This window comes from Nitrosospira sp. Nsp1 (assembly GCF_900100985.1).
GTDB lineage: Bacteria > Pseudomonadota > Gammaproteobacteria > Burkholderiales > Nitrosomonadaceae > Nitrosospira.
Map to the genome: position 1 here is coordinate 51,391 of NZ_FMUF01000007.1, position 19,868 is coordinate 71,258.

Genomic DNA, 19,868 nt, shown 5'->3' on the forward strand with positions numbered 1-19,868 from the left:
CCCACCTCGTCAAATTAGGTATTTGCTATCTTGTTTTCTTGCACCGCAGGTGTTGTATGTAACGAAGCATGAGCATGCCCCGCCGCTCATATTTAAGCTGCATGGACAATAACGGCTGCAATGCAGGACTACTAAAGCCGATGGGTAAATTTACCCCAAAGACGAGAATGATCACCTGCCATCACGAAATGTCGCGTCCGAGTGTTCAGGCAGTAACTCTTGTCCCCCAGTCGCCATCCATCCACATTGGTGGTTGCGCCTCAATAGCCCAGGTCCCGCAATACCGGCCTTACTGTGCCTGCGGACGGCGCAATGACGCGCATGCGCCATGACTCGTCGGTATTTCTTACAATATGTGAAGTCAGCGCGGATTTATTTATTATCCACTTGATCCAACAGGTATTTTTTTTCTGGAACGATTTTTGCTTAACAAGGAATACTGACTCATCCCGGCATTTCATTCGATTACCTGACTTAGGCAGATCCAGCACAAATGATTCCTTCCCCGTTCTCTTTTCCTTCCTCGCTCTCCGATGAGCATCTGGAACGGTACTTCCGGGTTATACGGGAAGGAATAGCTGTGCAGAGCCATTCCGACCTGTTGAGGTGGCTGCAGGGGGAAATACAGCATTATCTTCCCCACGAAATCATGCTCGCGGTCTGGAATGATTCTGGCGCGAACTCTCTTCGACATGACCTTGTTTCCGTATTGCCCGGCGTCAGAACCGAGCATTTACATTCGGAAAATCTTTTGGCCTTGCAACGGGGGTTGTATAGCTGCTGGGTCGAATTGGGCAAGGCGCCCTACCGATTAAGCCTCGGCGCGTGTGGTTTTCGATTTGGAGACCGTGGGCCGCTATGCGCTTTTCGCGAAGCATTGCACGACATGCGCTCTCTGCTCGTACACGGCATCAGCGACGAACGCGGAGGCCAGGACTGCCTCTATGTAATATTCAGTTCAACCGACAACCTCAACGATTCCCCGCTGGGCGCAATGGAGAACCTGCTGCCTTATCTTGACACTGCATTGCGCCGGGTCCAGCCCTTGGCTCGCCGGAATAGCGCTGCGCCATCCCCGGCAGATGCGTCACAAAATAGCGAAAGTTACGGGCTGAGTACGCGTGAAGTCGAAATACTGGATTGGGTCAGGGCGGGCAAAACGAATGCCGAGATCGCCTCCATCCTGGCGATCAGCATTTACACGGTTAAAAATCATTTGCGGCGCATCTTCAAGAAACTGGATGTTTACAACCGGGTGCAGGCCATTTCCAAGACTGGCCCGGCACAAATAGCTGAAGCCGGTTCGGAGCTTTCCCTTCAGTCCGTTTCGACTTCAAAACACTAAAGCCCATGCGACACCAATTGTTGAACCTGAATCCGGCAGTCCGCTTGCAGCTTATGGACAAGGGTCATTCATCATCCCGCCCAACCAATAACCTATTTGGCTATTGGGCGGTCTGCATCAAACCTTTCTCCAGCGATCCAATGGGTCTTGTTCTATGGCTCTTAAGCATGGTCAATAGCACTAGAGAGCTATCGAAATCAACCCGTCGGGCTATTTCATCTTCCTGCTTTTATGCCAATAATAACAACTGAAGAAATGGGTTTAGCTCGAGGACCGCCACAGAGTAAACTGGTGGCCTTCTCGCTGGATCGGACGACGCTGCGCAGCGTCGGACCGCTCATGGCGTGGGGGCGGTTCATGGGACTTCTCCGCTGACAGGCACTTGACGTGAAAGTTTACGAAAAATCAAAAACCCTGGGTAGACGTGATCGGGATCATTTCTGCTTGAAATATTATGCAAACCCTGCAACTGCAAAATTAAGGAGATAAAATAAAATGAACAAAAAAAATAAATTCTTTTCCACGATACTCGCAACACTGGTTGGCGCAGCCATCTGGATACCGTCTGCACAAGCAGCGTTCATACTTGACACTAAAATAGGAGAGGCCCTCCTTAAAAGCTCCGGAGATGCGGCTGAGCTTGACGCTATGAAAGCTGCGGCCGGTAACAACAATCTGGTACTGGATCTCAAGGTTAACTCGTTCATCGCTTATGAGAATGGTGCAGGTTCAGGTGAATGGTACCTGGATATCAACCCGGACACGCCAGGTTATTTTCTTTTGAAATTTGGTACTGGTAGCGACAAAGATATAGCGAATACTTATTTCTTTCAAAATATCGGGGAAATGACAAAACTGGTTTGGTCCAATGAACAGGTGGGACTCCTTTCCGGAGGGAGCGCCGGCGGCAATATTGGCAGGCTAAGTCATTACACAACGTTTGACCCCACGTTTCACCAAACTGGCGAGATTCCGGAACCGGCAACCCTTGCCTTGGTTGGGCTCGGCCTTTTCGCTATCGGGGCCATACGCAGGCGTAAATCGTAAAGCTCCCGAATGCACGGACGAACAAACCCGCTTCAGCGGGTTTTTTTGTTATTGCAGATACCGCCGAACCTTGTAGAACTTACCAAAGCGCAAAGCAATTCGGGCCGCTTTAGCTATTGCCTATCGATCCATGCGCGAGCTTCCACGCCAGCAGCTTCACCCGCCTGGTCCTGATCGGCCAGAGGTTCGACAAAGCTTTCATAAACAACGATTCCTTTGTCATCAAGAATCCTGTAACGGCCGTTCCAGAGACCGGTGGTATCGTCGTGATCGGCACCGGCAACAATACTGTATCCTTTATAATTGGCATTCATATCCTCTCCATAAGTAGTAGGTGTATGAAGAAATAATAGTCAGGTTTCACTGAAATATCCATGCTCGAAGATGAATACTTGCCTCTGTGGCAAGTCTCATCATCGCGATCGCCGTTTTCTTTCTCGGCGCTATTACAGTTTCAATTGAAGACTTCGCATAAGAAGGGAGCGGGAGCGAATGCGGGAACATGATACGAATCGCTAAATCCACCGTTTGCAGCGCAGGTTTCCCGGTCGCGGTACAGCACGGCCGGAAATGACGTATAGCGTATAGCGGCTATTAGTCGAGCTTTACCATCGGCGCGCGCGTTGGCCATGCGCCGCGTCCGATCACCTTCGAACCATTGAATATGACATAGCTCTGGCGACCATAGTGCGGTAGCGGCCGCGTTAGCGCAGCGAGAGATGTGATGTCCCGCGCGGATATCACCGCGAGTGTCACGCCATCGGGACGGCTCACCGTCCAGGCTTGCGCCGAACCTTTGCCGCGCACGATGTCAGGCCGTGCAGGCAATTGATGTCTTGCAAGCCAGGCATCCACCTGCTCTTCGAGGCCGATCACCAGCGTCGGCACCGCTGGTGGCGTCTCCGTGCCCGAAGCCAGTATTGGGGTGCGGTGTTGAAGTTTTTCCGCCAGTGTTCCGGCAGTGCTGTGCACATCCCCGCTTTCAGGAAGCAGAATGGTAGCGGCTGTCCGGTCTACCATCACCTGCCGCAGGATCGGCGGGGCCTCATCGGGCATCAAACGCCGGAACAACCGTAAATCCGGATCGAGTGTCACCTGCAGCGGTTGGGCGCTAACGTCAAGCGTGAACACCTGACGCGTTTTCTCAAGGTCAAGCGTGTGAAATTCTTCGCCCCCGGCGGTACGGACCGCGACAGGCACACTTAACCGGTATGCGGGTTCCGTTTGCTCAAGCGTCACCTTGACACGATGATGTACGGCTGCCGCCGAGCCCGGCTTTGCGCGTCCCGCTTCCGCAATGCGTATAACCGGCGCGCCTTCACGAGTGAGCCACTGGTCGAAGAAAACACTCAGATCCCTCCCCGATGCTATCTCAAACGCACGCTGCAAATCCATCCATGATGCGATGTGGAAGCGTTGCTCCCGCCAGAATGCCTGGAGAGCACGATCGAAAGTTTCGCGCCCGAGCATATCGCGCAGCATGAGGAAGACCATTGCCGATTTGTTGTAACCAACTATCTGGGTCGCCCCATGCGTACGCGAGGTGAATGTGCTGAGCGGCGCGTCCTGCCCGGACGATAGCGCGGCGAAATCGCGTAGCCATCCGCGCCGCATGTCCAGCGCGGCTTCGGGATTTTCACGCTCCTTATATGCATAATCCGCCATGAAGGTGGTCAGTCCCTCTGACCAGTTGCCGTGTGCGTAGTCGGTGTATACGCCATTTCCCCACCAGTTATGCAGCACCTCGTGGCCCAGCGACGTGTAACGAATGAACGGAAGCCGCAGCACCTCCGTCCCGAGATAAGTGAGCGTCGGCATGCCGAAGCCTGTCGGCGTAGGACTGGAAACGACGCTGAATTCGGTAAATGGATACTCGCCGATCCAGGATTCGTAGAGATCGATATAGCCCTCCACCGAATCGAGATATCCACTTGCAAGGTCTGCGAGTTGCGGGTGGAAATAGGTCCGCAACTGGATGGGCTTGCCGCCGGCGCCGCGCATCGTACGCGTTTCGACGCTATAGGGGCCGGCCATGAGGTCGATACCGCCGGTCGGTGCCAGAAACTCAAAATGTGCACGGTATCCGTCGGCCGATTCGGACTCTTCCACCAGGCGGCCTGGAACAATCGCCCGTTGCCCGGCCGGAAGTTCGATGCTGACGCGATAGCTGGCGAGCTTTCCCGCAATGTACGGATACCAGCCGCTTGAATCAGGCAGGAAGGTTCCGGCCTCGCTACTGGCCGGCTCATCCCGCCCCAGCGTCTGAGCATGATCGAGCGAAGTATCGAGCGGCGTCAATTCGCCGCGCCAGCGAACCTCGATACGGCGCGGCAGGCCCTTTTCGTTGAAAACCCGCCAGGCCCGAACTTTTCCCATACTGGCGGCCGGCCCCAGCGATGTGCCGTTGACCTGCGCACTCAGCACGCCGAAACGACGGCCCAGCACGAGAGTCAGTTCTTCCGACGAGTTCGCCATGATGACGCTGCGACCCTCGATACTGTGCGCCACCGGGTCTATTCGAACCTCAATTTCATAGGTGATCTCAACGGCATCGGCCGCCTCGGGGGATGTGGCGGATGCGGCGGATGCGCTGTTTGAAATAAGCGCCGACAGAATCGAAAACAGGAAACAGACGATGCTTCCATGGATATTCAAACTATGCCGCCCTTTCATCAACCTTATCATTCGCCTCCCTTCAGTATCGCTGGAAACTTGGCGATACTCTCGATTGTATCCCCGCCGCGCTTCAATTTGAGCGGCAACCACGTTCCCGGGGCCTGGCGTTTGACTATTTCGACAATATCATCCATTTGCTTCACCGGCACGCCGGCGGCTTCCCTGATCACGTCGCTTTCGCGAATACCCGCTGCCTCGGCAATGCTTCCCTTCTCTACCTGCAGTATGCGCGCGCCACCATCCTGTGCCATTTCAAAGCGGATGCCAAGGCGCTGCCTTGGACGTTCATGCGATGCCACCGATGGCAATGCAACACCGAATACCGCATCGGCCAGCCCCATGGCAATCTGTCCGCAAGCGGTACCGCTATTCCAAGGGAGCAACGTGCCAACATCGGTCACCCCCAGGTCTTTTAGTTGGTGAGGAACGCCATAACCGTATTTGATATGCCCCGAACCCATGATTCCGATGACAAGAGGACGCTCTGTGCGACCCGCCGCTGAATTCAACGCTTGAGCCATGGCGCGGTCCCAGAGCTGCTGACTCTCGACGAAGCGCCGGAAATTCGGATTATCACGACTGGCCTCGCCGTTCTTCTTGCCGCCGCGCTCGTGCTCGCTGTAAATCGGCAGCAGATAGTCGAGATAAGCCGTGCTCGGCGCGGCGGGAGCCATCACGCCTTCGCGTTCATGCTCCGGCACGCCGGAGAAACCGTGCGTCGAAACCGATTTTCTCAAACGCGTATCGATATTGAGTGCCAGCATCGGTATTCGATTCATGCGTGCAAAACGGAATAATGGCAGGTAGAGATTCGCGTCCGTGCTCCAGACGGCATTCCAGTCCGAGGCAGCAAGAAACTGCGATTCGGTAAGCTCGCCCGCTACCCATTGGTCCAGCGCCTTCTGTACGCGCCTCGGAAACATTTCAAATCCGATCACCATGTCCGGCCGCAACGCATGCAACGCGGCCAGCGTCTGTAATTGCCAACGATGGTGTTCGGGATTGTCGTGCATTTCACCCAGCAGCACGACCGAACGCCTGGCAGCGCGATTGATGACTTCGGTGCCGGATATTTTCCCGTCACCGGGCACGATCCAGTTCCCGGCCGGCACACAGTCCAGATTATCCTTGCCAGCGGTTTTTGTTTGCGCCGACACGATATCGAGGGAGAGGCCGGAGGCAATCAATGCGAGACCAACGTATACGGAAAAGGGAGCAAAGATAGCACTCCAAAAGATCTTCAAGCGGGATATTCCTTCATCGAACCCTCCTTTTCATATCCAAACTATCCGGCTCAGCAAGCACCGGCACCGCGGGCGTCGGCATGCTCATGCCTCACCCCATCCATTTACGTGCATTCCTGAACATCCGCATCCATGGCGCATCCTCACACCAACCGGGATGCCATGAATGCTGGATAGCGCGAAAGCCGCGCTCCGGGTGAGGCATCAGTATGCTGAAACGCCCGTCTGCTGTCGTCACGCCGGTAATGCCCTGAGAAGATCCGCTGGGATTAAGCGGATAAATCTCGGTGGGTATTCCGTGATTATCCACGAAACGCAGCGTAACCAGCGGCGAGATTAACGCGATTTCGTTCTTATCGGTGAATTCAGCACAACCCTCACCGTGCGCAACGACAACAGGCATCCGGCTCCCCGCCATGCCGTCGAAAAACAGCGAAGGACTTCGCTGGACCTCCACCATGACCAGACGTGCTTCGAATTGCTCGGATTTATTTCTCACGAACCTTGGCCAATGCTCAGCCCCCGGAATGATTTCGTGCAGATTGCTCATCATTTGGCAGCCATTACATACGCCCAGCGCAAAGGTATCATCCTGCGAGAAAAAAGTTTCAAACTCATCGCGGGCACGCGCGTTGAACAGGATGGAGCTGGACCATCCTTCCCCTGCCCCGAGCACGTCGCCATACGAAAAGCCGCCGCAAGCGGCGAAGCCCTTGTAATCACCCAGGGAAACGCGCCCTGCAATGATATCGCTCATGTGTACGTCCGTCGCATCAAACCCGGCACGATCAAAAGCTGCGGCCATTTCGACGTGGCCGTTCACGCCCTGCTCGCGCAAAATCGCAATCCGGGGTCTGGCGCCGTGAACGTAAGGCGCGGCGATGTCGTTGTCTACATCGAAGCTCAACCGCGCATGCAGACCCGGGTCACGGACATCGAGTATGCGATCGTACTCCTGCTGAGCACACTCGGGGTTATCGCGTAGCTTCTGCATCCGATAAGTCGTCTCCGACCAGGCGCGATGCAACTCGACGCGCTTTTCCAAGAATACCGGCTTGTTGTTGCGCAGAAACCGGATTTCATCCCCGTCATTGACGCTACCGATAATAAAGCTCAGGTCGCGCAAACCTTCCGCCGATAGAATATCCAGCACATGCTGGCGCTGTGCCGTCTCTATCTGGATCACCGCGCCCAATTCCTCGTTGAACAGCGCAGACATGATGCGCTCCAGGAATCTTCCACCCAGCGCTTCCGGCTTCAATTCGCTGCCATCGATGTCGCTTGCCGCCGCATCGAAACACAACTGATCCAGATTGACCGTTATGCCAACACGCCCTGCGAAAGCCATCTCGCACAATGTGACAAACAGCCCGCCATCCGAGCGGTCGTGATAGGCAATTATCCTGTTTTCACGATTCAGGCGTTGTATGGCGGCGAAGAACCCCTTGAGTCGCTCCACACCCTCCACTCCAGCCATGTCCGGCACATCGTTGCCCACCTGCTTATAAACCTGGGCCAGCGCCGAACCGCCCAAGCGGTTTCTGCCCGCACCGAGGTCGATCAGGATCAGTTCGGTCACGCCGCAATCCGTGCGCAATTGCGGCGTGAGCGTTTTACGCACATCCGCTACTCTTGAAAATGCGGAAACGATCAGCGACAAGGGCGCAATCACCTCTTTCTTGACTTTCGCGTCCCCGAGGCCGGCTTCCGCTTCCCACACCGTCTTCATCGACATCGAATCTTTGCCCACTGGAATGCTGATTCCCAACCGCGGACACAATTCCATCCCTACCGCCCGCACCGCGTCGAACAGGGCTGCATCTTCACCAGGATGCCCCGCCGCGGCCATCCAGTTGGCGGAAAGCTTGATCTCTCCGATATGTTCAATCAACGCTGCCGCCATATTGGTGATAGCTTCGCCTACGGCCATGCGGGCTGAAGCGGCTGGATCAATCAGCGCCACCGGCGTACACTCGCCCACCGCGAATGCTTCGCCCAGATAGGCGCGGTAACCCATCGACGTCACCGCCACATCCGCTACGGGGACCTGCCACGGTCCCACCATCTGGTCACGCGCAGTCATTCCCCCCACGCTGCGGTCGCCGATGCTGATGAGAAAAGTCTTGTCCGCTACCGCCGGCAACCGAAGCACGCGGTATGCCGATTCTCGGAGATCAAGATCCGCCACATCAAACGGCGCCAGCGTTTTGTTGATATGCGTCGCTTCCCGTGTCATTTTTGGCGGTTTGCCCAGCAGTACGGAGAGATCCATGTCCACCGGCCGGTTGCCGAATGCCGGATCCGCCACGACAAGCTGCTCGAGTGCCGTTGCGGTGCCCACTACTGCGAATGGGCAGCGTTCCCGCGCGCAAATCGCCCGGAACGACTCCAGCGATTCGGGCCTGATCGCAAGCACATAACGTTCCTGCGCCTCGTTGCTCCAAATCTGCATCGGCGACATGCCTGGCTCTTCCGAGGGAATATCACGTATATTGAAATAGCCGCCCCGTCCGGAATCGTGCAGCAGCTCGGGCAACGCATTCGATAAACCGCCCGCGCCAACGTCATGAATCGAAAGAATCGGATTAGGCTCGCCCCGTCTTTCCAGTTGCCAGCAATTATCGATGACTTCTTGCGCGCGCCGTTCCATTTCCGCATTGCCGCGCTGCACTGAATCGAAATCGAGACTCTCGGTGTTCGTTCCCGTATCCATGCTCGAGGCCGCGCTACCACCGAGGCCGATCAGCATTCCGGGTCCGCCCAGTTGAATGAGCAGCGCGCCGGCTGAAAATTTTTCCTTGAAAGAATGCTGCTCGGCAATATGGCCGATGCCTCCGGCTAACATGATGGGCTTGTGGTAACCGCGCATCTCGCCGCCGACGGATTCCTCGAATGTGCGGAAGTATCCCGCCAGATTGGGTCGCCCGAACTCGTTATTGAACGCTGCACCACCGATGGGGCCTTCAAGCATGATTTGCAGAGCCGATGCGATCCGCGCCGGCCTGCCGTAAGAATGATCCGTCCCCGTTTGCCCGTACGCTTCCCAAGGTTGGATAAATCCCGGGATATTCAAATTGGAAACCGAGAAACCGCTGAGCCCGGCCCTTGGTTTGGCACCGCGTCCGGTGGCCCCTTCGTCGCGGATCTCCCCGCCCACACCGGTGGCGGCGCCCGAAAAAGGCGAAATAGCAGTGGGATGATTATGCGTTTCCACTTTCATCAGGATGTGTGTCTGCTCATCGGCATAACCATACGCATTACCCTTGCCGGGGTAGAAGCGCGCGATTTTCGCCCCCTGTATGACGGATGAATTATCGGCATAGGCCACCACCGTGCCTTGCGGATGCTGCTGATGGGTATGGCGAATCATCGAGAATAGCGATCTCGTTTCGGGCTTGCCGTCAATCACCCAGTCAGCGTTGAAAATCTTGTGGCGACAGTGCTCCGAATTGGCCTGAGCAAACATCATCAATTCCACATCGGTGGGATTGCGTCCAATGCGCATGAAATAGGCTGCGAAATAGTCGATTTCATCGGGTGAAAGCGCGAGCCCCATTTCGTCGTTGGCCTTTTCCAACGCCGCTTGTCCGCCTGCCAGCACATCCACTGACTGGAGCGGCGCGGGGGCAAAATGCCTGAATAAACTCTCTGCCGCGTCGAGCGAGTCCAGCACCGCCTCAGTCATACGGTCGTGTATCAGCGCGGTCAGCGCGCCTTTGGCATGAGCGGAAAGCTCGCCCGCTGCCTGATCTACTGTGCGGAAATGAAAGATGACGCCCCGCTCCAGCCTTTCCACCGCCTCCAGTCCGCAATGGCGGGCAATATCGGTCGCCTTGGTCGACCATGGCGATAGGGTGCCGGGGCGTGGCACCACCAGCAGAAAATTGCCTTGGGACAATTGGATTTGTGATGCCCCAATCCCTGTCGTGGATATCTCCGCTGGAGAACACTTGAGCAACCTTCCAAGAACCGCAATTTCATTCTCCCGCAAATCGCGCGTCACTGCGCAAAAGTACCAATATTCTGCATAAATATGGGAAACTTGCGGAGCGGTAATTTTAAGGGCGGCCGCCAGTTTTTCCAGGCGGAACGGGGAAAGTGCGCTACCACCGCGAAGTCGAAGCATTCGATAACCTGAACCGATAAATTGAGAGTGTGATTTTACACGAGAAGACAGGTTGTCCGTAGCCGGGAAGCTTCAACCCGGATAATTCATTAGGCGGCTCTGCGAGCCTGCCCGAGTGCTGGCATCTCGCGTCCTAATGGATTATCCGGGTTTAAAAAGGGGTGCTTACTCTTTTAAGGGCTGGCTTGCTGCCATAAGGTGTCCTCAAGGAAAATATTGCGCAGCTTTGCAATTCATTATGCGAGTTGATACACAAGAATCAAATTTCCTGAAACGTCATGTAATGACGGGATCAGGTTTATAGATACCTGGACGGTCGATACCATGAGCCCACCAAAACATGATAATTCCAGCGCTGTTTATCTCGCCGCCGAGATCCGGGAGATCGAGCAACTTGCGGCCGCCTTACCCGGGTGGCCCCAACTCATGGAGAAAGCCGGTTTGGCCGCCGCTGAAATTGCGCGAGAAAGACTTCTGACCGCCGGCAAAACGAGAGCGCTGGTGCTGGCCGGCCCGGGCAACAATGGTGGCGACGCCTTCGTGGTAGCCCGCCATTTGCACGGATGGTGGTACAAAGTCACATTGGTGTTTACCGGTGAGCGCAAACATCTTTCGGACGATGCGAAACAGGCATTGAACGCCTGGCTCGCCGCGAGCGGCGAGGTGCTCTCCGAAATCCCTGAAAATGAAACGTGGGATGTCGTAATAGACGGCTTGTTCGGCATTGGTCTTGATCATGGGGATGGGCGAAACCTGGCGGCCAGATATCTCGATCTTGTCGAGGCGGTCAACAGCATGAATCTGCCGGTGCTCTCACTCGACATTCCCAGCGGCCTGAGCAGCGATACCGGCACGGTGCATGGCGCCGCCATCAGGGCCGCCATCACCGTTACGTTCATCAGCCTCAAAGCGGGTCTTTTGACCGGACATGGCCCCGAGTATTGCGGGGAAATATTTGTACGCGATCTTGGTCTGGACGTTTCGTCGCTGAAAGAGCCAAGCTCATGGATGATGAATCAGGCCTATGTACAACAATTATTGCCGCCACCCCGTCCCTCGAACAGCCATAAAGGCATGTTCGGCAGCATCGGCATCATCGGCGGCTCAGCCGGAATGGTCGGGGCGGTACTTCTGGCGGGAATCTCGGCGCTGAAGCTGGGCGCAGGCCGCGTCTATCTCGGGTTGATTGACGGCAATGCGCCCGGTGTAGATCCAGCACAGCCTGAATTGATGTTGCGTCCTCCCCATGATTTATTCAAACTCGACAACCTGAACTGCATGGTTGTCGGCCCTGGGCTGGGCAGGGAACCAGACGCCAGTTTCTGGCTGAGCTGCGCGCTGGAATCAGACTTGCCGCTCGTGCTGGATGCCGATGCTTTAAACATCATCGCAACCGATTCCAGAATTGCCGGCCTGCTCAAGGCACGCAAAGCACGCAAGGCCTCTTCCATTCTTACGCCTCACCCTGCTGAAGCTGCACGCCTGCTGAATACCGATATCTCAGCAATTCAAAACGACCGCATGACCGCGGTGGCAAATCTTGCAACCCGTTTCAATTGCTGCGCCGTGCTGAAAGGTGCCGGCAGCATTTGCGCCGAACCCGGCGGCAAACGGTACATCAACGTTACGGGAAACCCGGGTTTAAGCAGCGCGGGTACAGGGGATGTATTGTCCGGCATTGCTGGCGCTTTTCTGGCGCAGGGACTCAGCCCGGAAAATTCCCTATTACTCTCGGTCTATCTGCATGGCGCTGCAGCGGACGCATTGCAGAAACAACATGGCGGCCCGGTGGGGATGATCGCGTCGGAAATCCCGAATGCCGCCCGGACCTTGGTTAATCGATGGATTTATGACAGCGGAGTGCTACTATAGTGCAACCACTACTGCTGCAATGGTCGTAATTACGGGATCCGGCTCGGCTAACAATGCCGGACCTAAAGGAATCGACTGCAAAAGCGTCTGGCCGATTCATATTTCGCCACTTTTTCGGTCAATAGAATAACTATCGGCCTTCAAAATCCTCAAAATCTGCACTCACCCAATCACTTTTTCGTTGCGATTCTTCAAATCCGTCAGGCTGCTAGCGCTGCTGATGCGCCAAGTCATTCTTGGCGATCGCAGGAAAATTCCAGGCGCACGTGCGAAATGATCCCTCTGGAGATCCGGATCTCCAACGCGAGTTCGGAGAGGATTCAACCGTCTGGCTGCCAACCTCCAGCGACATCTCGGCGTGCGTAGCCAAGATGAGGAGGCACTGCTCCACCCTGCGCGACCGCATTCCGCGTCGTTGCGCCTTGCCGTGCACCCCAAAACCGTACACTCATCCCGTCCAACTACCGGATTTAGGTTGAATTTACTGAAGCTGGATAATATCACTCACAATGATGTTAGCGTATTATTTCACTAATAACCGACCTCTTATAAATTTGACTGTCATATGGTCAGCCACTAGAATGAGCGGCTTTTTTTGGCAACCTTCATGGTCAGTTGGATGTTTAACATACTGTTTCAGCCCCCACGCTCGTGAAAAATTTCGTGAGGACCCAATTATTCGCTCGCTGGAAAATTTTTTGGGCTTCGAGCATATTCGGAAATGTGAACCGAGCGGCAGGTCAGGGCCGAAAGAAAACGACGCTCATCTCGATGATCAGAGACGAGAAAGGCATCCTCGAAACTTTTTGCGCACATGCCTTATCCTTGTTCGATCGAATTATCCTTATTGATCACCTCTCTTCTGATGGCACGAGAGAATACATAAAACTGCTATCAGAAAAACATTCGAATATCGAATATTATTTCTTCGACGAACCCGGCTATTATCAGTCCGAATTAATGACCTGGGCTGCAAAAAATCTTGTGAATAACAAAGCACCGGGATGGGTATTCTTTCTCGATGCAGACGAATTTTTGCCGTTTAAATCAAAGGAGGAGTTCGATCGCAAGCTTTCACAGTTCGGCTCATCCCCGGTAATTTTCATGCCATGGCTTAATCTGGTACCCCTGGATATGGAAAGCGGCAACGTGATCAACCAATTTTTTCTGAAACCGCCCAAACCTTCGCGCCATCGCAAGATCGCGTTCCAACCCAACCTTATTCCTTCAAGCGATTATTTTATCGTACAGGGCAATCATGCGTTCTTCATAGGCACTAATTCTTCGAAAGTAAAATTTCCCGCAAAAGAAAGTTTTCCCATTTATCACCTGCCGATAAGAACAAAACGCCAGCTCCAGAAAAAAATTCTGAACGGGGTGAAGTCATACCGGCACATGGGTCGCAATCGTAATGGCAAAATAGGTTCTCATTGGGATGAAATTCATCAAATTATGGAAGAAACCAGCCTTACGAATGAAATGATGGCTGGAATTGCGGCCCAATATAGCGATATGTTGCATCCGCCTTATGAAAGAAGTCTCGATCAGCTACGGAAAGAGGGCTATCGCGAATTGCAGATGGAGATATGTTTTTCAAAACTCATGATTTCCTTCGATAGCATCGTGAAGGGCAGAAAAGACGGGGTGATCGGCGAAAACGATGATTCTCCCAGCCAACCGGCAAATTACCGGAAGATAGATTTCAATCGATCCACGCGTTCCGTGCAGATTACTGAAGAACAGGAATCCAGTTAAACAATCAAGGCGGAGAGGACATCATGTTTACTGCCAGCGAACGCATCACTTTGGAATGATTATTTTTCTGTCTTCTCGTAGCCATTGGTAAAGATTGAAGAGCAACCGCTCGATATCCGTCTATTACGAAAATCAGGGATAACGATGCGAGCCCTTGGTGAAATCAAACCCGATTGATTCGCGCAGCGGTTGGCGATGGCAAGCCATGATCGTCAGGAATTGCTGATCCGCACATTCCTATTACGTTTTTTGTACAATTTCCTGAAACGGGATTTAAGTTCATTTAAATGAACTAACGAAGAAAAGCACATCAAAAGTTTATTTTTTAAAATGGAGACCTTGAGAGCGGTAAGCCACATACCGGTTATTTTTCTTTCCGAGCCGATCTCAATGATTTCCTTCAGGGTGGGAAGTTGAGAGACTCTCTTCGTTCGAATTCGAAGAATCTGCCAAACAGTGGGTAGGTCAGACAACGATTCAGGCAAAGGCGCACCCACCGCGAGAAAATTCATTTTGGTGCGCAGGCATTTTTCGCAAATACCACAGTTCTTGCCGGTCAATGGGCCTTGCCAGCAAACACGAAGATTGCGCATACCTGTCGGCCAGTCAGTAATCCCTTCCGCCTTCTCCGTCCGGGAGAATTCCACCCCATCATAAACCACCCTGAAATCGCTGCTTGACAGCATGGCATAGGTAATCGGATTGCCTCCCCATGGAAGAGTGAGGTTTCTGTAATCGTCATCCGACCCTGACAGCGCTGTCCCGGCCATTCCTTGCCAATGCCGCAAACACGTGGAAATGCCTGCCCCAAACTCTAAATTCCAGTTCACGGCGGTTTCGGTTCTCCAATTGGTTTTTATGACAGCGAGGGGGACACCTAAAGACCTTAACGACTCTACAGCAGTTTTGTAGGTCGTCTCGAATGCCTGATGCGCGTCGAGTGGTATATCGAAACCATGGATCAGAACACCCGCAATCAATTTCTTGTTTCTGCGCCCGACTTTTCCGGAGACATGCCTCCATGCCGTAAACGAGGCGTCGAGCCCTCCCGAAAACGCAGCAACTGCCTGATTGCTGATAACAGACGAGGGCGGCTCATTGGGAGTGCGTACTTCCTCCGCCGCACTGATGTTTATACGCTGGTACAGGTCAGGACGCCAATTGACCCAAGAAGCGACCAGGTCTTCCAGGTTTTCCAGTAGCGACGCGCTTACCGGACCCTCAACATGCAGGTTCTTCCCGTGATGCATGGCAAAAAACACCAGTCCGGTAGCTGCAATATCGTGCACAGTCAACCTTGGGGGAAGTATGGAATCGTCTCCTGAAATATCCCACCAGATCTCCTTATCATCGAATTTCACTGTTCGCTTGACGTTACCACGCGAGCGTGTCTCGGAAAGGGAGACTTTAAGGCTATGTTTTTTCACGAATGGATTTTTTAATTTTATGCCCTCTGTACGGTTTTCAGCAGAATCGGCGGCGCGTGGTGCAACTCATCATCTGGTTATGCTCACGCCCTGCCAAGGCAACATCGCTGATATTCGGTTGCGGTTAATGTGTCGTGTTGCGTAGTCTTGATGGGTTGCGCTACGCTCCACCATCCTACCCAAGCTTCGCGGGATCCCTCGGCGACGCTTCGGGGCGCCGTTCCATTCCAGGAGTCGCAACGCAGCCATGTGCCGCAAAAACCGTGCGATTCCCCGTAGCGGCCTCACCCGGAATAAAAAAGAAAGGTCGCGATGCATAACACAGTGTAGTGGAAAAGCGCTTCATACAGAGTATATAGCCTCACGCGAAATGGGTAGGTCGGGCTTTGCCCGACAATCGAAAAAACAATGTCGGGCAAAGCCCGACCTACTTGGTTGGGTGTGCAAATCGCCAGGAAACCCAGTTTGGGTTAGCGTAGCGTAATGCAACAGGAATCGTGGATGTGAAATACCGCCAACGGTTAACCCGCATTTCTCACACATAGCAGGTGCATCGCGGCCTAAACCATGAGAAAGTTGTTCTACGGGAATGACTTGGCAGAGATTTGGAGCTGTGAGGTGCGGCGCACAGAGGAACCATTGACATGCGGTCTATAATGGTAAATGGAGCAATGTAAAAATGCCGAAGATATGCAACACCCGAAGCGCATTTGATGAAAACGCTTCGATTCCATCAACCAAAAAGGAGAATCTCAATGTCAGTACTTGTAACCCATCTCGCGCCCGACTTTACCAAGCCCGCTGTCCTGCCGGATGGTACGTTCAATGATACTTTCAACTTCCATACGGAAATTTCCGGCAAATACGCCGTGCTGTTTTTCTATCCGCTCGATTTCACGTTTGTCTGCCCTTCGGAGATTATTGCTCACTCGCATCGGGCGGAAGAGTTCCGCAAACGCAACGTAGAAGTGATCGGCGTGTCCGTTGACTCCCAATTCACTCATTATGCCTGGCGCAATACCACGGTGGACAAGGGTGGCATCGGTCCTGTGGGCATCACCTTGGTAGCCGATGTGGGCGGCGATGTCATGCACGCGTATGGCATCGGCCATCCGGATCACGTTGCGCTGCGAGCCTCCTTCCTGATCGATAAAAGTGGTGTCGTGCGCCACCAGGTCGTCAACGATCTGCCGCTTGGGCGCGACGTGGACGAAATGCTGCGCATGGTTGATGCATTGCAGTTCCATGAAAGCCACGGCGAAGTCTGCCCCGCCGGATGGAAAACAGGAGATCCTGGCATGAAGCCGAGCCCGGAAGGGGTAGCAGAATATTTAGGTGCTCACGGCTCGGCGCTGTGAAGCATCGTGATGCGTTGCACAACACTATACGGCAAGGAGATGCTGCGAAAATGAATAGCCCCGCTGTGCTGCCGGTTATGGGATAGACGTAGCCACCACCCTGCCGATTCTTGCAATCCCAAAGGAGAAACTCATGGACTTCGATAAAGACAAGGCGATCGCACTGTTGAACAAGATCATGGAACTGGAACTCGCCGGGGTGGTACGTTACACGCACTATTCATTGATGGTCTATGGCTACAATCGCATTCCTGTCGTCGCATGGCTCAAGGAGCAGGCTGAGGAAGGATTGCTACACGCGCATAAGGCCGGCGAACTTGTTACGCTGCTGGGCGGATACCCATCACTTTCGATCGGGCCTCTGCTGGAGACACATCACCACGACATCGGCGATATCCTCAGGGAATCCCTGGCTAATGAAAAGGAGGCATGTGCCGCCTATTACCAGTTGCTGGAGGTGACACAAGGCAAATCGGTGCTATTGGAGGATTATGCACGAGGCCTCATCGTCGAGGAAGAGATGCACGCGGATCAGGTCAACAAGATGCTGCGCCGAACCGGCAGAACCGGGGTTTATGAGGCGCCCCAGAGCGGATCTCAGCAGCCATAAACGGCAACCGGGGCCTCTTTCTCCAAAGGAAGAGGCGGTCATGGCAGGGTAATTTTTACGCTGGACGAATGGGTCAGCGTGAATGCACGCTGCCTTCGCTCCAATCGAATGGCAAGACAAGAAACGGGATTACTCTCTATTTCCCGTACTGCTATGCACCATGCCGCTTAACTGAATCATCAAGTCAATCTCACTTTCCTCTTCACTCGGAATGTCGCTGGATAGATGGGATTCCAGCAACTCACGGAGTGCGGCCAGAGGACTGGTATCAGGTGCGTCGCCGGATTCGGCCGACTGCAAGGCCGTTTCGGCTGAACCCGGGCCCGTCCCTTTAGACCGGGTAATCGTTCGGTACCTTTTATATATACCCATGCGCCTGATCCGGGTGTATCCAGGATGCCAAAATTTTAACTGCCAACTTCAACTGAGAAGCCCGATGATGGTGGAGAAATTCGTGAAGGGTTCACTAGGAATTTTTTCCCGCCATTCCTGGCACTGATTGACATGAAGTCGTATCATTTGTACTCAGCCAAAACGTTTTTTCCGGATTTTGACTTTTGATGTGGCGAGATAACCGCGTCGGTCCAATCTGGGAGAACCTCCCAGGTCATCCTGGACATTAACCGATGATCCGCGAAGGTCGGCGTGGCTTTCGCCTGCGGCGCCGAGGCTGTCAAACATCGCAATGATTGGGTCGGCGCTAAAGTTTCTGCGACCTGATATGGCGCGCCTTTGCCGAGCAGGGCCGGCGCCAGTCTGGGCGTTCTCTGTTTCTATCGATAACAGCTTCACTAACGCGGGTAATAAGGGATGCATGGTGCCTCCTGTGATAAACAGCGCTGCTCAAGATGATTTGCAAACTGGTCAGAATGTTCAGGTTACCCGAAATAGATGACGTTACGATGAAGCTTTATCCAGGTTTGAAAAAACAACGGAACCTTGCGATTTACTTCAGTACCCTGGCCTGCTGTCGATAGCTGAGCGGTTGAATAATCGATATAAAAACCGGGGGCAGAAAATTATTCCGGCTTGGCCCGCCTGCCGGTCGATATTTTTATCCCCGTCCCGAATATTCGAATGTTATCGGCTCCAGCATTGGCCGCTCGCATTCATCCCGCATCAGTGCGGCAGTTTCTCCCAACGCGATTTCCTGGAGGCGGCAGCGCATATTCAACACCCCATTGCCGGACTCGAAAACACCACAGGTATGCAAAGGTTCGCGGCTCGCTTTATACCGGTCAGATGCCATGTTGGGCGCCACGTCAGACCCCACGTTATTCATCACCGCCACCGGCAGATGCGGGTAGCGCCGTCTCGCTTCCCGTATCCATTGCAGCAGAGTCGCCTGTTGGGTGCAATCCTGCACCGCCCCATCGACTAGGACCATATCGTATGCGCCCAGATCCGGCTCGGGGAAGCTTTCCAGCGATTTCCGCTCGAGCCTGTGTTTTGACTTCTCAAGCAATAGTTGCAGAATTCGACGGGTATCCTGCTTTTCCCCCATCAGCAGAATATTCATGCTGCCTCCCTTTGCGCATGCTCTGGAAGTGTGCCGAACAAGGAAAACTCCGTGATTGCATCGATCTCGATATAACAAGCCACGGTCAAAACCCGACCGATCTTGATAGGTGGCCCTATTCTCGAGACGTTAACGCCAAGCTTGCGTATCAACCTCTCGACCGCGACGGTAGTCACGGTTACGTAACGCTTGATGCCGTTGTGCCGGGCAAAACGGAATAGCGTCTGCATCATCTTTACCGGGATCTCGCTGAAGCCGAAACCCGCGCTTTCGTATTTCGGTACCGTCACGGCGAATCGGCTTAATTCCCACACATCGGCTTGCTGGGGTGCCGGCTGCCCATGCAATAGCTGAGGGAAAGTATCCTTCAACATGTTGGGTCCCATGGTCGGAAGCAACCGCCAGCAACCCAGCACCTCATCTTCATCTCCTTTCGCCAGGACATACACCGGATTGGCATGATCGAACTCATCATGCTCCATGCCGTTATCGTCGGTGACTTCCCAGCCCAACCGCTCATGAAAAACCTCATGCCTCAGCCGATACATTCCCGCCACTGCCCGTTGGTCCATTGACCCGTTTCCGTGTTGCGCAAGCATTATCTGTCCCATTGTTTTCACCCGTCGTTTGGTTGATGACGGTGCTATGAAACAACGGAACCCAAACCTAGAATAGCTGTAGAATCTTACAGGCGAAAGGAAGAAATACCTGCTGTAACCGTTAGTTGTAGCGGGTTTGCGGTGTTAGCACAGACCTGTATTCGAGGGGCATTTTCGGGAGAATTAGTGGTAAAAACGAGCTTGGATAAGGTGTCTTTCAGCAATTGTATTGCTGTGATGTTTCAGGTATTCACCTGGGTTCGATGCCGTCATGAAAATTTTGCAATGAA

15 protein-coding genes are annotated in these 19,868 nt (G+C 53.8%); 6 read left to right on the forward strand and 9 right to left on the reverse strand.

The genetic code is table 11. The features are described from left to right. Positions 1-493 precede the first annotated feature (493 nt). Together epsA and BLP78_RS06165 are read left to right on the forward strand one after the other, a co-directional pair. Complete coding sequence (gene epsA, locus BLP78_RS06160; RefSeq protein ID WP_090457604.1) at positions 494-1,345, forward strand: XrtB/PEP-CTERM-associated transcriptional regulator EpsA; 852 nt, start codon at positions 494-496, stop codon at positions 1,343-1,345. Between the two features lie 495 nt (positions 1,346-1,840). Continuing rightward, positions 1,841-2,392: a PEP-CTERM sorting domain-containing protein gene (locus BLP78_RS06165; RefSeq protein WP_090457606.1), complete on the forward strand. Its 552-nt coding sequence runs from the start codon at positions 1,841-1,843 to the stop codon at positions 2,390-2,392. 113 nt (positions 2,393-2,505) lie between these two features. Here the strand turns inward: BLP78_RS06165 and BLP78_RS06170 are convergent, their stop codons facing one another. The 4 genes from BLP78_RS06170 to purL all read right to left on the reverse strand — a co-directional run bounded on the left by BLP78_RS06170 (position 2,506) and on the right by purL (position 10,438). Continuing rightward, on the reverse strand, positions 2,506-2,706 hold the full coding sequence (locus BLP78_RS06170) for a hypothetical protein (protein ID WP_090457608.1): 201 nt from the start codon (positions 2,704-2,706) through the stop codon (positions 2,506-2,508). A gap of 280 nt (positions 2,707-2,986) precedes the next feature. After that, the gene (locus BLP78_RS06175) at positions 2,987-5,065 is read right to left on the reverse strand and encodes a M1 family metallopeptidase (protein WP_176752796.1); all 2,079 of its coding nucleotides are present in this window, start codon (positions 5,063-5,065) and stop codon (positions 2,987-2,989) included. Positions 5,066-5,073: 8 nt separating this feature from the next. Continuing rightward, positions 5,074-6,312 (reverse strand): ChaN family lipoprotein, encoded by a 1,239-nt coding sequence (locus BLP78_RS06180; RefSeq protein WP_256330119.1) that lies wholly within the window; start codon positions 6,310-6,312, stop codon positions 5,074-5,076. Positions 6,313-6,403: 91 nt separating this feature from the next. Further along, complete coding sequence (purL, locus tag BLP78_RS06185; RefSeq protein ID WP_090457610.1) at positions 6,404-10,438, reverse strand: phosphoribosylformylglycinamidine synthase; 4,035 nt, start codon at positions 10,436-10,438, stop codon at positions 6,404-6,406. A gap of 324 nt (positions 10,439-10,762) precedes the next feature. On the opposite strand from purL, the gene BLP78_RS06190 reads away from it, so the two are divergent. Next, positions 10,763-12,310, forward strand: a complete 1,548-nt coding sequence (locus tag BLP78_RS06190) for an NAD(P)H-hydrate dehydratase (protein WP_090457612.1) — start codon at positions 10,763-10,765, stop codon at positions 12,308-12,310. A 771-nt stretch (positions 12,311-13,081) separates the two neighbouring features. Beyond that, positions 13,082-14,065 carry a glycosyltransferase family 2 protein gene (locus BLP78_RS06195; protein ID WP_143002898.1) on the forward strand — a complete coding sequence of 328 codons (984 nt, stop codon included), beginning with the start codon at positions 13,082-13,084 and terminating at the stop codon, positions 14,063-14,065. A 212-nt stretch (positions 14,066-14,277) separates the two neighbouring features. On the opposite strand, the gene BLP78_RS06200 is transcribed toward BLP78_RS06195, so the two are convergent. Further along, on the reverse strand, positions 14,278-15,492 hold the full coding sequence (locus BLP78_RS06200) for a hypothetical protein (protein ID WP_176752797.1): 1,215 nt from the start codon (positions 15,490-15,492) through the stop codon (positions 14,278-14,280). 755 nt (positions 15,493-16,247) lie between these two features. Between BLP78_RS06200 and BLP78_RS06205 the strand changes: the two genes are divergently transcribed. Both BLP78_RS06205 and BLP78_RS06210 read left to right on the forward strand, forming a co-directional pair. Next, positions 16,248-16,850 (forward strand): peroxiredoxin, encoded by a 603-nt coding sequence (locus tag BLP78_RS06205; RefSeq protein ID WP_090457617.1) that lies wholly within the window; start codon positions 16,248-16,250, stop codon positions 16,848-16,850. Between the two features lie 133 nt (positions 16,851-16,983). Then, positions 16,984-17,460 (forward strand): ferritin-like domain-containing protein, encoded by a 477-nt coding sequence (locus BLP78_RS06210; RefSeq protein ID WP_025041698.1) that lies wholly within the window; start codon positions 16,984-16,986, stop codon positions 17,458-17,460. 129 nt (positions 17,461-17,589) lie between these two features. Here BLP78_RS06210 and BLP78_RS06215 read toward each other — a convergent pair whose 3' ends face one another. The 4 genes from BLP78_RS06215 to BLP78_RS06230 all read right to left on the reverse strand — a co-directional run bounded on the left by BLP78_RS06215 (position 17,590) and on the right by BLP78_RS06230 (position 19,551). Beyond that, positions 17,590-17,832, reverse strand: coding sequence for a hypothetical protein (locus tag BLP78_RS06215; protein WP_090457619.1), 243 nt, complete (start codon positions 17,830-17,832; stop codon positions 17,590-17,592). A 153-nt stretch (positions 17,833-17,985) separates the two neighbouring features. After that, positions 17,986-18,276, reverse strand: coding sequence for a hypothetical protein (locus BLP78_RS06220; RefSeq protein WP_090457621.1), 291 nt, complete (start codon positions 18,274-18,276; stop codon positions 17,986-17,988). A 238-nt stretch (positions 18,277-18,514) separates the two neighbouring features. Next, positions 18,515-18,979: a hypothetical protein gene (locus tag BLP78_RS06225; protein WP_090457623.1), complete on the reverse strand. Its 465-nt coding sequence runs from the start codon at positions 18,977-18,979 to the stop codon at positions 18,515-18,517. Continuing rightward, complete coding sequence (locus tag BLP78_RS06230) at positions 18,976-19,551, reverse strand: acyl-homoserine-lactone synthase (RefSeq protein ID WP_025041701.1); 576 nt, start codon at positions 19,549-19,551, stop codon at positions 18,976-18,978. Before BLP78_RS06230 ends, BLP78_RS06225 begins: the two co-directional genes overlap by 4 nt. Positions 19,552-19,868: the final 317 nt, after the last annotated feature.

Bases quoted from the DNA above. Each gene is read 5' to 3' on its own strand.
- BLP78_RS06210 (WP_025041698.1), top strand. From the start codon at position 16,984: ATGGACTTCGATAAAGACAAGGCGATCGCACTGTTGAACAAGATCATG.
- BLP78_RS06195 (WP_143002898.1), top strand. From the start codon at position 13,082: ATGATCAGAGACGAGAAAGGCATCCTCGAAACTTTTTGCGCACATGCC.
- BLP78_RS06215 (WP_090457619.1), bottom strand. From the start codon at position 17,832: ATGGGTATATATAAAAGGTACCGAACGATTACCCGGTCTAAAGGGACG.
- purL (WP_090457610.1), bottom strand. From the start codon at position 10,438: ATGCTTCGACTTCGCGGTGGTAGCGCACTTTCCCCGTTCCGCCTGGAA.
- epsA (WP_090457604.1), top strand. From the start codon at position 494: ATGATTCCTTCCCCGTTCTCTTTTCCTTCCTCGCTCTCCGATGAGCAT.
- BLP78_RS06205 (WP_090457617.1), top strand. From the start codon at position 16,248: ATGTCAGTACTTGTAACCCATCTCGCGCCCGACTTTACCAAGCCCGCT.
- BLP78_RS06175 (WP_176752796.1), bottom strand. From the start codon at position 5,065: ATGAAAGGGCGGCATAGTTTGAATATCCATGGAAGCATCGTCTGTTTC.
- BLP78_RS06225 (WP_090457623.1), bottom strand. From the start codon at position 18,979: ATGAATATTCTGCTGATGGGGGAAAAGCAGGATACCCGTCGAATTCTG.
- BLP78_RS06230 (WP_025041701.1), bottom strand. From the start codon at position 19,551: ATGGACCAACGGGCAGTGGCGGGAATGTATCGGCTGAGGCATGAGGTT.
- BLP78_RS06190 (WP_090457612.1), top strand. From the start codon at position 10,763: ATGAGCCCACCAAAACATGATAATTCCAGCGCTGTTTATCTCGCCGCC.
- BLP78_RS06220 (WP_090457621.1), bottom strand. From the start codon at position 18,276: ATGCATCCCTTATTACCCGCGTTAGTGAAGCTGTTATCGATAGAAACA.
- BLP78_RS06170 (WP_090457608.1), bottom strand. From the start codon at position 2,706: ATGAATGCCAATTATAAAGGATACAGTATTGTTGCCGGTGCCGATCAC.
- BLP78_RS06165 (WP_090457606.1), top strand. From the start codon at position 1,841: ATGAACAAAAAAAATAAATTCTTTTCCACGATACTCGCAACACTGGTT.